Origin of the sequence: Brevibacillus invocatus (assembly GCF_003710915.1) — a bacterium.
Taxonomy (GTDB): domain Bacteria; phylum Bacillota; class Bacilli; order Brevibacillales; family Brevibacillaceae; genus Brevibacillus; species Brevibacillus invocatus.
The window spans coordinates 13598-29036 of the sequence record NZ_RHHR01000041.1; the positions used below are offsets into that span (position 1 = coordinate 13598).

Consider the following 15439-nt stretch of genomic DNA (forward strand, 5'->3'; position numbering starts at 1 on the left):
CCTCCCTCCTCAGGTCAGGTATTTATCCAGTATCTCAGTCAACAGCTTGTACCAAGGAAACATAGCAACCAAAAGTCCCATGTAGAACGCAGGATACACGATAATGCTGTAGCCGATGCCCAGCGATTTGATTTTTTTGCGATGCCGAAACATACGGCGATGATCGACAGCCCATTCCAGACGCTGCATCGTTACACTAAGCTGCGCTTCACTCAGCTGTTCAATCGTTCTCATACCGGAAACTAGAATTACACCGTCATCCACACCCAATTTTCGCTTAAAGGTTTCCAATGCTTCGTCTGGATCTTTATTCCATTCTGATAATGTAGGCAGATACTCTTTCAGTTTTCTCGTGGGCCGCCCAGCCTTCATCATGGCGCTGTAGACAGGTACCTGATTTTCCAAGAGAGTGACATAACGATTGATAAAACGGGCAATATCGGTGCTCAAGATCTCCTCCCTGCGGCCAGCCCACAGCCTCAGACCAAAATAAGGAAGAAGGAAACTCCCTGCTGATGCCAGGCACATGGAGAGAAGGGGAAAGGAATCTACTCTTCCTATCCACACCCAGAGAATCGTAATCAGGCACACTATACTTCCACTAATCCATTGAACGAAAACCCACTCCGGCTTCCCCCAACCAAATGGTCTACCCGCTCGCGATAGCAATTGTTCCCAGCGATCATCCTCCTGTGACTGTACGGTTTGTTCCCATTTACGCCACCAGCGCGATGAAATGAAGAGCTTCGGTTTTTGTGAGCGAACGACATAATTACAGATCGAAAAACTCGCGATACATACAAACAAGGAACCCAAAACCAAGAAGATGTACAGCGTTGCCAATGGCATTTAACGGAACCTCCTTCCCCATATGAAGGCAAGCAGGATGGATAATGACCAGACTGTGAGCGCGATCGCTAGAATAGCTTGTCCATCGGGAGTAAAGAAATAGAGGCGATAGGAATCCTGCAGCAACCCCTGATTGTAGGGAATCAGACAGATACAGATCGCGATCACGATCAACAAGCTGATCCATATCGAGTGAATTTCACTATCTCGTTCTTCCTTTTCATCCTGCTGTACAAACATCTCGTTGGTAAGTCTGTTTAGCGGTGACTGGATATCCTCGGTCTCGCCTTCCAATCCACTAGATATATACATGGCAAAGTCATAGGCCCAGGGGTGATCCAATCTCTCAGCGAATTTTTCTACCGCTGTCACGGGATCTCCACCATCTGCAAGATTATTGTTTAACAGCAGCAGATCTGGCAGTAACTCTCTTGGGCACTCCTCAATCATTTCTCGGAAGGTTAAGATGATATTTTTTCGACTGTTATAATAGCGAGCGAATAAATCTACAAATCGGCAAAAGCTGTTGATTTTCTTGTTCATTTGCACAGTGTACCTGGCATAAAGCAGCAAAGTCGGCAACATGAAAAGCAACAGAAACAGAGACAGGGAGACAATCAAATTCCCCAGCAAGATCCCTGCTGCAAACCCGGCCACTGCACCGCAAAGAGATACAAGCAGATGAGCTTCAGGGGATCCACCCACGACCTGACACCAACGGTTATACCCCTCGTAAAGGACTCGACCTGTTTCATGCCGTAGAAATCTTTCTCTCCACACAGCAACGGTGCGGGGATAGAACACCTTTGGTGTCGACCAGCTCTTATACAGATGCAGCCCCAAAAACAAAAAACCGATAAACAAACAGATCAACAAAGGCAACAAAAGAACGTATTTCATAGGGGTCTACCTATATCAGTAAGGCGTAGCTCCTTCAATACGTCGATGCTCGCTTTGCCAACATGACACATATACTCGGTCAAATGGGCATCCAACTGTTGGCCCGTCCATTCGTATTCGCCCGACTGTGCATTACGCACTACCAAGGGAATGGACTCTACCCGGTTAAACGTGTCATTCCATGCCGTCACATGGATAGCGTCTATAAATCGATGTCCGTTGTTTCGATAAGTGAGTGAGTTAACAAAATTGACTGCTCTACTGATTCTTTCCTGAGTCAATTCGATGCTTCGACCTCCGTACTGGTAGACAAGGTCGGTCAAGTCCTGCAATGCCTTGTTCGGAAACCTTTCATGCATGGCGCCAATTGTCGCATCAGTTCCGCGAATACCTGCGTTAATGAAGTGATAGGCCTCGAGTGGTTCCCTGATCTCCCCAATAAGGATCGTGTTGGCTGTTGAACGATACATATCCTTGAAGCAATGAGCTAGATCAATTCCTATTTCCTCGACATTTTGCAGCTCGATGACTTCCCCCGGCCAAACATCACCAAACCGCATTTCATGCTCGCTTTCAAAGATGGTGATGTACTCAGTCAAAGGATCTTTCATTTTCAGCATGCACAGCATCAAGGTTGTTTTCCCGGCAGCCATAGGACCAATCACGAGTGCATTAGCTCTACCGTATACCTGCTGTTCAATCAACATTTGCACCTTCTCGTCAAATGTTGGCTGTTGCTGGGTCCTCAAACGATCCAGGGAGAAAGAGGGAGTAGTAAATCGTCTGACGAGAATCGTAGGTACTCTGGAATATGGATAAGTAAACATGGTCAGCCTTGCCTTTAGAGAATCTAGGTAGCCACTGAGACGAGGCTTCTTTTCGTTAAAGGAAAGACCCGCAGCATTCGTCAATTTTTGTTGAAGCGTCTCCACTTCTCTCCATGTTGGCTTATAGGGAAGGTTTTTTTTCACTCCCTGTTCGATGTACGCCACACTTCTGTCGGCTGAAATTCGAACTTCCTCCACCCACGGGGACAAATGCAGTACCGCATCCAGAATTCCCCAACCATATGTTGCAAAAGCAAGCCCCTCATATCCATTGACATGCGGCAATATTTCCTCTGTCACTGGACGCTTGATCGTTTCCTCGAAGTAATGCTGGAGACGCAGAATGATGTGATTGTGACTATCCCGGTCACCTTGTTCGGCCAGAGCGAGAATACGTTGCATCTCCAGCTTTTCTTCTTTATTGCTTCCAAAATGATTGAGATAGTCTCTGGCCGCTTGTTTAATTTGCTCTACGTCCGAAAAATTTGCCGGGCTTACATGTTGATGCAGCACTCTCATCTGCTCAACACCACACTTTTGTTGGAATATTCAGCTTTTGCTATCACTTCCAAGCTGCTAATGTAGGACTTTGGCGGAAACAATTCTTCGATCAACACGCTACTGCTTTGGTGGGACTGCATTAATCTGCTCTCCGATATTCGAGGCACTACTCCGTACAAAGTAACCTCTTCCCCGATTCGGTAGGGGTGCCCCTTGTCGAGATGGCTTAGCAGAACCTCACATGTTATCCCCCGCTTTTTCCATCCCATTATCCATTCCTTTGCATTTTCGATACTGAACGGATCGGCTCTAACAAACAAGAGATTGCGATCGGCGATATGCATCATCCTGAGCATGGCCTCTGTCTCCGGAAAACAGTATCCCCAGTCGACATATATGTAGTCAAATTGCTGACGAAAAGCCTCCATCATATTGGATAATTCGGCGCTTTTCCATTTGTTCGCAGCATGGGCGTAAAACAGGTTGGACATGTGATCGCTTTGCTTGCATACCCGAATCCAGTCTCGCTTGCTCGCGGTCGTTGCTTCCAAAAAGTCGGGACGAAAGAGCGCCAATTGATGTTGATGAAGCTTAAAGAAGCGGGTCAAATCAGGTTTTGCATCATTCATATCCAGTACAATGATTCTTTTCTCGAGGTTTTGCCGAGCAAGAAGAATTGGAAAGTTAATGCAAAAAGTGGTAATACCTGAAGCGCCGTAGCTCATCATAGTGTACACCTGACCGCGTCCACTTCGACTCTCAGTCTCTTTCGAATCATGGACAAAACCTAAAATGAAGCATATTTGTTCACGTATTTCCGATTGTGAGAGCTGTGATGACAACAGATATACACGTTGCAAAGACAATTCATCCACTACTTGGCGAATCAATCCCTCGTCCCTGTATAAAGGAACGATAATCAACGAGCTATGTGCGGGTAAAGCAGATTGAACAGAAGGCAGCCACTCCCAGACCGGCGTAGAAAACATCTCGGAAAAAATAATGGCTGTGTCAGGGCGATACAAGTGAACAAGACGAAAATATTCATCGCCCGATTCTGCCACCAATGCTTCTACAGAACGCGGCAAATAGGTTTTTGCCAATGACTTCATAGGATAGCAAACTAGGATTTTCATGAGGTAGATTCCTCCGATACCATGATATGACCCACTTGCAGCATGCCGTATGTCATTGCTTCTGTAACCTTCTTATACTGCTGATCGGTCAAGTTAAAGCCAACAAAGGCAGGCAGAGCAGTAGGCTGCACACGGTAGTCACGGTATCTTTTTTCTGCGTTGAGCATTGGTTTTTCACGTGTCCCACCATGAAAAATGGCGTCCATCTGGTCAGGGGATGGCAGCAGGTTGGGTTTCAGGGTGTAGATTTCAATACCATTGCTGTCACGTACACTGGCCAATTGGCTTTCGAATAATAGATCAGCAGTATCATTCGTCTTTTGAAAGTGATGCGGAGACGGGAAATCCTCCAATTCGTTCATTGTCTTGTAACGAACCCAAATTTTCACATGATCCCCTTTACGCAGCTCCGTCAATGGTTGAATAAACATAAGGGGGAATTCATACCTCGCCTCCCCCGTTTCAGGGAGCAGCTGATTATCCGTCAATTTGGTGCTTAAAAGCTGCTCTCCACCATAAATTGTCTGGGTGCTTCTTTTACCAAGTACATTCTCTATTTCTCTTACAGAGTCTGGAAGTATGGCATCTACAGCCTCCTGAACCAGTACTACATCCTCCCTAGTAATCGGTTCGTAGGGTAAAATTTCTTTACCCAGTGCAACCTTGACCACTGGTGAAAAGAGCTTTTTCGCTGCTAAAGCATCAATATACTGGGTCGCAGCGTAGAAAGAGGAACCCGCTAATAAAAACGAAATCAGACAGATGATAAACAAGGTTTGTTTTTTCATGGCAACCTTCCTTTACATGCATACACCAAGGACTGAAACTTCTCTTCTTCTTCTGGATAAAGCTCCAGCAAGAGACTCCCTTTCACATGCGCCATAGCCGTTTTCTCCCCATCAAAATGAGGCAGAGCTGCATGTATGTCGATAGATTTGGGTTCTCTGCCCCACAAAGAGAGGGTTCCTTCTACTCGTTTCATCATGCTGGAACGGGCAAGGCGATCATTCCATTTGTTTGCGATCCACCTCATTCTTTTTCCTGCCGTATGCCACCAGGACGGTGCTGCTTCCATAAGAAACAATCGCGTTAAGCGGGCAATATCAGCGTCAAAGATAACCCATATTTCGTCCGCTAAATCAAAGATTCGTTTTGCTTCTGGTTCTCTCCATCGCGACGATAGATCTATCACAACTAGAGGACTCTCTTTGCTCGTACGTAATAGCCAATCGGCTGTGTCGATTTGAGATGATGGATGATGAGGATAAGGGGGGTCAATCTGGATGCGAAGTTGGTTGTTCTGTAAGAGGAGCATAGATGTGGTTGAATCATTCACACGCTGTGGTTTGACTCTGCGTTCGAAGTCTAGTGCAAAGTAATAATAGGATGAGGATCCTGGATATTCACAAAGAGTCACGGACAAGCCTTGACTAGCTAGAGCGTAAGCAACATTTCCCGCAATAAAGCTCGCTCCTGCCTGTTCATAAAGACTCGTAACCACGATGCATTTGCGACTGAGTACTTGCTGTGGCTCTTCAATGATAGGCGACGCTGCAAGCTTTTCCTTTAACAGCCTCCACTGCTGTTCTTCTTCGCGGGTATGATTAAACTCCTGTTGTTCCAAGTCTCGAAACCTGGAGACAAAGCGATTCACCTGATCAAACATACTATCCAACCTGTGAGTCATCGGTCTTGTTTTTGCTTGAGATGTAATTCTTAAATTTCTCAATCATTTCTCGAATCGTTAGTGTCTTGCGATGATAGTAATAGATTTTGCGCAATCGTTCTTTTTCTTGAGATGTCATTTCCGGCTTAAACTGACTTGCCTTTTCTACCAGCAAAGCCAATTCCACATTATTCGGTCGACCTCTCCGCGGGGGATTGGCAAACAACTGCTGTTGTTTTTTGTCAAAAGCATTCGGGTACTCTACCAGCCACATATCGACTAATGTTTCAATGTCATCGTTGGAGCGAAGCCCCAGCTTCATTAGGTACTTAAAGTAGGTAGGCAAGCTTTGATCATTCATATGCCCATTCTGCCAGCGTGAGATAAACCCGTTTGGCAGGGTAAGCACCTTTGTCACATCCCGGATAAGCTCCATTCGATTTTGTGACTGATGCTCTACGATTGCTTCCTTTACCAATGTGAACAAGATGTCGTGAAAATTGGCTTCCTTGGTGTCGCACCCATACTGAACCATGTACCACTCTTCTACAGCTTTATCAAAATCTCTGCGGCAATTCGTTAATCGAAGCTGATCCAGATGCTCGTAAAAATTCTCAAGGTTGTAGCGTAGTACAAATTCCTCTTGATAGTTTCCAAAGACAAAGGCAATAAATGATTCTTTTAAGATTTCCAGTGACATTAAACTATTTGTCTCTTCGTAGCAGCGGTTTACTAATTCGACAGCACTCTTTGCCAACACGACAATCACCCCCCATTTTTTTACATTTTTATTAATTAATAGACATTCTGCAACATCTTTCGGCACTCGTCAAATATTTTTTGAATTCTATTAGATCAAAATAATTTTAGAAGGCCGCCCCACACGCACCCGTGCGAGGCGACTCCGGAGTTACTCTACCGTGAAGTAGAGTTCCTCTCCTGTCGAGAGCAAGAGGGCGATTCTTCCCCTGCGCTCGATGACGGTTGGAGCATTCTCCATCACCACAACCCCGTCATTCAGGACTACTCTGCTTCCAAATTGATTGACCGAATCGATCTGGAAGACTCCTCGCGGTACTCTTTCCAATGAAAGATACCTGCCTGGCTTGTGCTTCTGATAGCAGACCCGTCTGCCTAGAAGCTGCTCTACGCTTGTAGAGAACACGTGGTGAGCCTCTACTGTTGCCATGCGCAACGCCTCCTTCTCTCACCTGTAGAGTACGGCCGTTTCATCTGCTTATAAGCCCATGAAACACTTCTACCGTAAAAAAAGACAGCGGGTAGGCGCAAATATTTTTTAGTAATCCTTCCACAGTTCAGGATCATTCAATTCAGGATACATATCTGTCAACATGTCAAAGGGGGAGAAATACAAGGTATCTACAAGAATTTTCAGCTTGTGCTTCTTTAGCAAGGAGTAAGCTCTCTCCGTTTTTCCAAATATCTTGGGCAATTCATAGATATCTTTCAGCTGCATCAATTCACGGAACATGTAGTCAACACATACCTTAGCCCGCTCTTCTCCCTTGACACTCTGAAAATACAGCGGGGGAAAATGACGCCGAATCCCCGATAGCACTTCTTTGTATACCCATAGTACCCGTTGCTCCTCAGAAAGACGGGGCAAAAACGGATAAGCGTAATCAACCAGATAATACACATCCTCTGGCTTGGCTTCGATGGGAGGTTCAATATACTCTCGAATCAAATGAAGCTTTAGCTCCTTCACATCACTTAAACGCAATTCCTTACGTGCTTGTTCAGGAGTCCATTTCTTTACGTTTTCAATTGCATATCGTAAGACTAACTGAACTTTTTGCTTGCGGTACTGCGCATCTTCAAACTCGTACGGAGAAAAACGCTTCTGCTCACCCATGAGGATGCGTCTGTACCGATCCACTATTTTAGATGGCACTGTTCCCTCACTCCTATACCCACTTTTGGAATATACTACTAAATTACCATAGTGGATTAGGACAAAAACAATAGACGAAAGGCCCTCTAAACTTGCACGCGGTTTATATTTCTGATTGAGATACCCGTTCTAGTTTCAAGTCAAACATTTCCCAAAATAACGGGATTTCTTTCTTCATTTCCACACTGACGTGATAGATTCCCTGTCGGTACAACTGATTCCGTTCTCCTTTTTGATGCACAATATCTACCGAATCTTTTTGGTTTTTCCAAGTCGGTTTGTTTAGGTTCCACAAAATCTGAGCTTCTTCTCTTGCCCCGCGAATGATATTCGCCTGATAATGCATCGCTTCATCGGTCGTAGCCAGCAAAAGCTTGTGCTTCTCTCCCTGGTCGTTGTAATACTCCCATTTACCAGCAGCCCGAGCTCCTTTGGAAATGGTGTCTGCCGTTTGCTGCATGTGCATTTCCCATAAATCTGCCTGTTCCTGAAGCAGCAACAACGAGATCAGTCCACCTAAACAGAAGAAAAAAAAGAGCGCAGTCACCATGATCGCTCCCCGCTCTTCGGCAAAATGCCTGCCCCATTTTCTAATATGCCGAATCATCTTTTTTCCTCCGCGTTCTCGATCATCATAAAATAGCTTTCTGTAATCTGATATCTTGATCCAGTCGCCAACAATGTAAAGGAAACAGAAGCTTCAGTCTGTACATGGTTGCCTTTTCTCCAGCTTCCTTCCCGAATGTACAGCTGAATACTGCCCTCTGTCAGTCCTATGGCCTGTCTAAGCTCTTTTTTGCCTCTTTCCTGCGCATGGTACGAAGCCAAACCATAATTGGGCTGAACAGCAGCAATTCTTCCTGCTTCATAGGCCGCTGCCAACGCTTTTTGCTTATTGTAAAGGATGCTAAACTGATCAAAACTAAAGACGATCAACAACCAGACCAAGGGAAAAACCAGAATAAATTCAATGAGCTGGCTGCCCTTTTCTTCTTTCCAAAGTGCCCTCACCCTTCGAAAAAATTCCCTCTTCATATACCTGTCTCCACGACGTACCAGATGGGCTGAAGCAGATAAGCTGCGAGCAGCCAAACCGCAAAGGGAAAAGATAATGCGGATCTCCCCGCCATTGGCAGCCATAACTGCCGGTGTGCTGTCCAGCCAACCAGTATGGCACGAAGGTTTGTGTAAAGAAGTGTCCAGGTGCTAGGTAGAAGCACAGCTGCCACCAAACAGAGCAAAATTGCCATAAGAAACATGAGGTATATGTCTGACCAACTACTCCAGGCGCCAACTGCCATGAGCAATTTTTGGTCCCCCATCCCCATTCCTTTTATCAGGACGGGTACGACTGTCAGAAGAAAGCCGCACGTCAGACCTGTCAGGGCAAGCCAACCCATTCCGTTCAGGCACTGGTAGCCCAAACCTGTCACCATCATCGGAACCGTGCACATATTGGGGATTTTCCTGCGGCGCAGGTCAGACCAGGCAGCCACAAGCAGCATTGCAAGCACAATCCATTCATTCATTTACTGAGCTTATCTGTGATTTCCTGAAGTCTCGCTTCTTCAGCTTCACCTAGTGCCATCAAAGCTGGAATTACGGCCATCAGGATGACGGCAATAATGATGACCATTTCAACAATCGTGACGCCATCCTCCTCTTGCCAAAAGCGCTTCAGATACTGTGTAATCATGGACATTGCATTCACTCCTTTGCAGGTTCTACCTTAACTCTGCCAAAAGACAGCAACACCCGCAAAATTATTTACATCCTCTCATTAATGCCCATCAACACAGGACCCATAACCAAAAAAAGCAAGGGAACACCCATCAGTACAATGACAAATGGAAGTAATCGTATGTTAAGCCGATTCATACGCGCTGATGCTTCATCTTCTTGCTGCCTCATTTGTTCCTCTACTTGAACGGCGAGCATATTGGAGATACTGATTCCTTTGCGAATCGCTTCATTCATTTCCATCGTAATAGTCGTCAGTGCATCCACCTCCCAGCGAAAAGCCATTTCTTCCAAAGCCTTTCGCCATGTTCCATAACGCTTTTCTTCCGTTTCCAGGCGTGCAAGCTCATGTCCAAGCCTCGCATCAAAGCGGCGAGCTGTCTGTTTTACAGCTGATTGTAAAGGCATCCCTGCTTCGACTAGAGACTGTACAATGCTGAAAAAAACCGGGACTTGCGCCTGGATCTCTGCCTTTGCCCTTTTGTCAGCCCATTCAAGCAGCAGGGTGGGAAGCAGATACAACACCAGACTAACCATTAATGGCCAACTATTCGCCAATCCAAGCGTTTTCCCGGTATAGATGGCGACTAAAAGGTGCAAGAGCGAAGAGGCCACGAATATCAAGCTTAGACCCCTGCACAGTACAATTTCTGCTACACTGACTCTCCACTGCAATCGAAAAAGAATTTCTTCAAATTTTTTTCGATCTACTCCCGTCCATTCACTGGCACGTTGCAACCAGACTTCCCTTTTGCCCAGCAGCTCCACGATCCGGATACGACTTTTCTTCCTCTGAAAGGATTGATCCAGATGAGCTTGCTGCTCCTGATCAATCCGTCCTAACAGGGAATCAACTGGTGCAATTCCCCGCTCCAGACATACAGGTAGTCCGTAGAGAAAGAGTGCTATTCCTGTTATCACACAAATGAGCAGCATTTTGCTCATCCCCCTCCGTGCACACTTTTTTGAGCCACAAATCGAATCGCTTCTCCACCGACTAGAATGCTTAGCAAACACGCCAGCATGATCATTCGGCCTTCGAGTGTGGCGATCAGGGGATCAAAGTGATGGGGATTGTTGATATAGAGTGTCGTCACGAATAAAAACGGCATAAGGCTAAGTAGATTCACCTGAGCTACGATCTGCGCCATAGCAGCCTTTTGTCGACGCAAGGACTGACGGCGACGAAGGATTGTGGAAGCCGCCAAATCCAGCGTCTTCGCCATATCTCCACCCATCTCGCGCTGAATTTGTATGATCGTAGCTAAATACTTCACATCGACAGAGCCAGTCCTGTCATAAAAGGCTTGCATCACATGCTCCAGTGGTATCTGTGCTCGTAAATGCTCCACGATTCTGCGGTATTCCTCCAAAACGGTTGCATCCATATAGGGACTGCCTGCTACTTGCTCAAATGCATGCAGAGAAGAGGGAGAGGTACGCAGGGAGCTTGCCATCAGCCGAATCGCCTTCACATTCCCTGCTTCAAACCTGTCTTTTCGCCTGGCTCCCAACACCATGACCAAACGCTCCGTAAATAAGATTCCCGCCAAAAACATAGGCAGCCCCAGCCACCATGATTGCAAAAGCTGACTGCTCATCACAAAGCAAAGAAATCCCAGTAGAAACGAAACAGTGATATACCGATGCACACTCCAGCCAGACTGAGATTGCTGCAATCTATCTGCCAAGTGTCTCCAATTGGTCGTTCTTCCGCGTTGCAGGTGGCCTACAAGCTCATGAGTCTCAGCCTGCTGTCGTACAAACAGGTTCCTTGGAGTACATAACAAAAACAGACTCATACCGATTCCTAAAGCGATAGGCAAACTCACATTCATCCCATTCACCCCTCAGACCCGGATGGGGGAAGTAAAAAATACCTGATCGATTTCCTCGCGCGTCAATCCTTTTTCTAGCCAACGTTTGACCAGCTTTTCAGGGCGATAGCCTGTCCATTTAAAGGTACCCGTCACCTTGCCATCGCGAATGCCCGTCTGTTCAAAAACGTAGATGTCTTGTAAATAAACGCGATCAGGCAGGACCTGTTTTACATGGCAGGCTCGGCGAATTTTCTCCTCGTGAGACTGTCCGGTGCCTACCACCTCCGTGATCGCCACTACTTTTCTGCTCCCATCCTCTTCAAAACGCTTCACCTGAACGATCAGGTCCAGCGCTGAGCCAATCATCAGATTTCGTTCCTCTGAACTGTATACTTCATCTGCTTTTCCAAACAAGATCGGCAAAGTCGAGTCGACCAAGGCACGAGGCGAGTTCGCATGCGCAGTGCTCCAGCTCCCGGGATGATCCGTATTCATGGCCCAAAGCATATCGACGATTTCTCCACCCCTAGTTTCCCCTACCATAATAACGTCAGGACGTTTACGCAGAGACAGCCTCACACAATCCTTGATGGAAAAGCCACCTCTGCCCTCGTAGTTCGGTGGCTTGGCCAAAAAACGCCGAACGTACGGATGCTGCAGCTTCATCTCCAGCACGTCTTCGATCGTGATGATACTCAAGTACGGCAGTACATACTGAGAAATGAGGTTGAGCATATGGGTCTTTCCTGAACCTGTACCGCCACTAACGATCCCTGACGCACGAGATAGACCCACGGCCCATTTTAAAAATTGAAGCATAGGTTCACACAAGGAGCCATAACGAAGATAGTCCTCTTCGGACAGCAGTTCGCGATGCTTGCGAATGGTAAGCATATGTCCATCCGGAGAAATGGATTTGTGGGTCGCTGCAATCCGGGAGCCATCCGGCAATTGAGTGTGTAGCTCTGCCTTCGTTTCGTTAAATTCCCGTCCTACTGTCGCAGCAATTTGCTCAAGCAAGCGCAGCATTTCCTCCTCATCCCGAAAAACGGGAATGTCAGGACTCTCCAGCCGGCCTGTACTTTTTCTTTCCACGACTAAATAATCGTGGCGGTGAAACATAATTTCCGTAATGTCAGGATCGTCGAGCATGATGTCCAGCGGCCCCCACCCCGTCAGCGAGTGGAGCAGCCTTTTTACCTCTGTTTCCAAATTTGCTGTAGAGAGGGGGACGTTAGCCTCCAGGAGCATTTTTATATCCGCAGAAAGCTCCTCCAAATACATGGGGTTATGCTTTTCCTCCCATAAACGTTTTCCGTGCTTTTCTACGATCTGGGTTCGTACGGTAGTCTCCACTTCACTGCTCATCCATTTTTCAGCAGTTCCATGCAGTGTCTGTATTTGCATTTTCTCATTCAGCGTCTGGGGTACTCGGACTGACTCCCTTCCCATGTGCAGCATTTCCTGTACACTTCGCTCAGATGATTGCATGGCGAGCATCTTTTTGCGGTCAAACATGATAACACCAGCTCCCTTAACCCCACAACCACCGGAATAATGCAGGCCGTTCGCGGGTTTTATTTTTCAGCGGGCTCTCCGCCTTCTCCTCTTCTTCCGGTATCAGGGCTTTTCCCAATGTTTCAATGGCACCTTTAGCTGCAGTCTTTCCCGGTTGCAGCATCATGGGTGATCCTGTATTGATTGACTTTTTTACCTCCGCATCATCCGGTATCGGGAAAATTTTTTTACTCGGATGCAGCTGAAAATAAGCTCTGATCTCGTCCAAAGTGAACATTTCTTTTCGTTGAAGTCGATTCATACACACTTGTATTCGCTCTTCGGGATACTCTGCTTCCCTTAATAGCTTTAATAGACGTTGAATATTTTCTATGGAATCTACAACTGGGTTTCCTACCATCACCACTTGTTCGGCAAAGAAGAGAGCTTGTATTGTGGCATCTGTTGTATCTGGGGCAGTATCTATCAATATCACGTCATATGTACTATGCTTCAGCGTCTCCAAAATGAGGTACACATGATAGTTGCGAATCTCGAAGCTATGTCGGATATCGCGAGGTGAAGTAAGGACATGTAAACCTGACTCCATATGTGTCACGATATATTTTTCGACATCTGCCGATGACAGGCGAAAATCAGCGATGTACTCCTGCCATTCTTCAGCTCTGATGTCTGCGGGGTCGCGTCCGCGCAGCCTTACTGATTCATGCAGCTGAGCTTCGATTTCCTGTACCCAAGTGAACATATTGGGTGTACGGGGCAGATTCAAAGTTGTAGCGAAGGTCCCCAAATCCAGATTGAAATCTACCGCTAATACCTTAAGCGTGCTGCCTTCTCTTTTTTGCTGGGAGAAGTAGATCGCCAGTTCGCGGGATATAAACGTTTTTCCAACTCCACCTTTGGGACCGTAGACAGTTATGAGATGCTTTGGCATGGAGTGTATAGCTGGACTTTGGGATTCCGATGAAGCTTCCCCCATGGTTTGCCGTAGCGGCTGATTCGATGGCATGGAAGGAGTGTTGGAGTATGGCTCTTGTGGAGGGGCAGATTGCCAAGCCTCTCTAGTAATCGCTTGAGGCATCATCGCCAATGCTTCGATTTGTCCCGCCTGAATAGGCTTGGCTACTACCCAAATGCCCAGGTTTCGAAAAAACGGTTCCCAGACCAGATCTTGAGGAGAACATGCAGCAATGAAAGAAAGATGGGGAAACGCAAAACGAAATTGCTGACAGAGCACACCACGCTCTGATTCCTTGATTTCACCCAACAGTACCATGTCTGGTCTTAGTGATTGCAGCATCTGCCAGACCTGATCTATTCGGGTGGCTTGTCCGCAAATCTCCACCCACTTGCTATTGGTCAAATGATTCATAAGCATACTGTTTGAAGCAGAATCTTCATCGACTATGAGCAAACGCTTTTTCATTCTCGATCCTCCGTTTCTGATTCCCAACGTTTTTTGGTTTTCATCAGATCATTGGCAAAAGCTACGTCCCCAACGCCAGGCTTTTGCCCATCTAATCCGGTAGCAAGACCCAATCGTATTTTTCCATAGTGAAGAGCATGGGTAAGGAGAACTGCTTCGCTACGCGTAAGTGAAAGGGTAACTGCGACTAGATTGGTTCGATTCCCCTCCATTTCTCGCTGGACGCCAATGATTGGCATGTTTTGTAGCAGTAATCCGGAATGTGCGCCTGCTTCGTTTTCAAAGGAAGCGTAAACATGAACCCGTTCTCCCTTGGCAAGATGCGGGGAGACGCCAGCGATATTGTTAACAGGTATGCTCATTCCCGTCATCGACGCCTCTAGTGTTTTATCCTGCTGGGGTTGATTCGATATCTCCAGATCACCTTCCAGTAAAGGACGTCCTCCCTTTACTTGATGGGAAAAGGGAAGTCCCACATACTGAGGAAGCAGCTCCCAAGGAATTAAACCAGGTATTGATAGCCCAGGTTCCTGAAAGGTATTACCCAAAGTTAAAGTTAAAGGTTCTATATCCTCTACCTCGAGTAGTTGACCGCTTTCTTTCTCTATATTCGCTCGGAGTTGAATGTACGTAATCGTCTGAGGTTTTAGGAGCTGATAAGCACCAAATGCCACACACGTAGATAACAAAAGCAATGCCAATAATCGTAATGGATGTACAGACATACTAAATATCCCTCCTCTCAAACACTTTTTTCTAGCGTACAGGGAGGTCTAGGGACAAAAAAAGGACCGTGCCCATTCTTTGCACGATCCTACCACATGATCTATTTTTTCATGCATGTTCACTTTTTGATTGCATTAGAAAACTTGGCTACGCCAAGCTTTTGGCGGAGCCTTAGTTGCACTTATACTATCTTCCGCTAATCTTTTTAGCGCTTTAGCGCACTTAAACTTTCCGATAGTATAAGAAAACCCAGAGCGAAGCTCTGGGCCTTTTTGCGTTAGAGGATATCCGAAAGTTTGTACTCGTATCCATGCAATCCTTTGTAGTACTCAGGGTACATGGGATTACCGCAATGCTCACAACCAAATTGAGGCGGCACAGACGGATCACCATCATCCATTGCATCAAAATCACG

The 15439-nt window shown here is 46.4% G+C and carries 18 protein-coding genes; all 18 read right to left on the reverse strand.

Features of this window, described 5'->3' with window-relative positions; all coding sequences use genetic code 11:
• Positions 1 to 9 precede the first annotated feature (9 nt).
• The 18 genes from EDM52_RS19685 to EDM52_RS19770 all read right to left on the reverse strand — a co-directional run bounded on the left by EDM52_RS19685 (position 10) and on the right by EDM52_RS19770 (position 15023).
• Positions 10 to 849, reverse strand: a complete 840-nt coding sequence (locus EDM52_RS19685; protein ID WP_122910657.1) for a hypothetical protein — start codon at positions 847 to 849, stop codon at positions 10 to 12.
• On the reverse strand, positions 850 to 1749 hold the full coding sequence (locus EDM52_RS19690) for a type II secretion system F family protein (protein ID WP_122910658.1): 900 nt from the start codon (positions 1747 to 1749) through the stop codon (positions 850 to 852).
• On the reverse strand, positions 1746 to 3095 hold the full coding sequence (locus EDM52_RS19695; RefSeq protein WP_122910659.1) for an ATPase, T2SS/T4P/T4SS family: 1350 nt from the start codon (positions 3093 to 3095) through the stop codon (positions 1746 to 1748). Before EDM52_RS19695 ends, EDM52_RS19690 begins: the two co-directional genes overlap by 4 nt.
• Positions 3092 to 4213 carry a hypothetical protein gene (locus tag EDM52_RS19700; protein ID WP_122910660.1) on the reverse strand — a complete coding sequence of 374 codons (1122 nt, stop codon included), beginning with the start codon at positions 4211 to 4213 and terminating at the stop codon, positions 3092 to 3094. Before EDM52_RS19700 ends, EDM52_RS19695 begins: the two co-directional genes overlap by 4 nt.
• Entirely contained in the window at positions 4210 to 5001 is a 792-nt protein-coding gene (locus tag EDM52_RS19705; protein ID WP_122910661.1) for a CpaB family protein, read from the reverse strand. Before EDM52_RS19705 ends, EDM52_RS19700 begins: the two co-directional genes overlap by 4 nt.
• Positions 4998 to 5879 (reverse strand): CpaE/TadZ family protein, encoded by an 882-nt coding sequence (locus EDM52_RS19710; protein WP_122910662.1) that lies wholly within the window; start codon positions 5877 to 5879, stop codon positions 4998 to 5000. The genes EDM52_RS19705 and EDM52_RS19710 overlap by 4 nt, the downstream gene beginning before the upstream one ends.
• Before the next feature lies 1 nt (position 5880).
• Entirely contained in the window at positions 5881 to 6639 is a 759-nt protein-coding gene (locus EDM52_RS19715) for a hypothetical protein (RefSeq protein WP_122910663.1), read from the reverse strand.
• A 150-nt stretch (positions 6640 to 6789) separates the two neighbouring features.
• The gene (locus tag EDM52_RS19720; RefSeq protein WP_122910664.1) at positions 6790 to 7068 is read right to left on the reverse strand and encodes a hypothetical protein; all 279 of its coding nucleotides are present in this window, start codon (positions 7066 to 7068) and stop codon (positions 6790 to 6792) included.
• Between the two features lie 108 nt (positions 7069 to 7176).
• The gene (locus tag EDM52_RS19725; RefSeq protein ID WP_122910665.1) at positions 7177 to 7794 is read right to left on the reverse strand and encodes a DUF4046 domain-containing protein; all 618 of its coding nucleotides are present in this window, start codon (positions 7792 to 7794) and stop codon (positions 7177 to 7179) included.
• A gap of 103 nt (positions 7795 to 7897) precedes the next feature.
• Positions 7898 to 8401: a hypothetical protein gene (locus tag EDM52_RS19730; protein WP_122910666.1), complete on the reverse strand. Its 504-nt coding sequence runs from the start codon at positions 8399 to 8401 to the stop codon at positions 7898 to 7900.
• The gene (locus EDM52_RS19735) at positions 8398 to 8829 is read right to left on the reverse strand and encodes a TadE/TadG family type IV pilus assembly protein (protein ID WP_122910667.1); all 432 of its coding nucleotides are present in this window, start codon (positions 8827 to 8829) and stop codon (positions 8398 to 8400) included. Before EDM52_RS19735 ends, EDM52_RS19730 begins: the two co-directional genes overlap by 4 nt.
• Positions 8826 to 9323 (reverse strand): A24 family peptidase, encoded by a 498-nt coding sequence (locus EDM52_RS19740; RefSeq protein WP_122910668.1) that lies wholly within the window; start codon positions 9321 to 9323, stop codon positions 8826 to 8828. The genes EDM52_RS19735 and EDM52_RS19740 overlap by 4 nt, the downstream gene beginning before the upstream one ends.
• Positions 9320 to 9496 carry a Flp family type IVb pilin gene (locus EDM52_RS19745; protein ID WP_122910669.1) on the reverse strand — a complete coding sequence of 59 codons (177 nt, stop codon included), beginning with the start codon at positions 9494 to 9496 and terminating at the stop codon, positions 9320 to 9322. The genes EDM52_RS19740 and EDM52_RS19745 overlap by 4 nt, the downstream gene beginning before the upstream one ends.
• A gap of 65 nt (positions 9497 to 9561) precedes the next feature.
• On the reverse strand, positions 9562 to 10470 hold the full coding sequence (locus tag EDM52_RS19750) for a type II secretion system F family protein (protein ID WP_122910670.1): 909 nt from the start codon (positions 10468 to 10470) through the stop codon (positions 9562 to 9564).
• 5 nt (positions 10471 to 10475) lie between these two features.
• Entirely contained in the window at positions 10476 to 11372 is an 897-nt protein-coding gene (locus EDM52_RS19755) for a type II secretion system F family protein (RefSeq protein ID WP_122910671.1), read from the reverse strand.
• Positions 11373 to 11384: 12 nt separating this feature from the next.
• Positions 11385 to 12872, reverse strand: a complete 1488-nt coding sequence (locus EDM52_RS19760) for a TadA family conjugal transfer-associated ATPase (RefSeq protein WP_122910672.1) — start codon at positions 12870 to 12872, stop codon at positions 11385 to 11387.
• Between the two features lie 16 nt (positions 12873 to 12888).
• Positions 12889 to 14298 carry a CpaE/TadZ family protein gene (locus tag EDM52_RS19765; RefSeq protein ID WP_122910673.1) on the reverse strand — a complete coding sequence of 470 codons (1410 nt, stop codon included), beginning with the start codon at positions 14296 to 14298 and terminating at the stop codon, positions 12889 to 12891.
• Positions 14295 to 15023, reverse strand: a complete 729-nt coding sequence (locus EDM52_RS19770; RefSeq protein ID WP_122910674.1) for an RcpC/CpaB family pilus assembly protein — start codon at positions 15021 to 15023, stop codon at positions 14295 to 14297. Before EDM52_RS19770 ends, EDM52_RS19765 begins: the two co-directional genes overlap by 4 nt.
• Between the last annotated feature and the right edge of the window lie 416 nt (positions 15024 to 15439).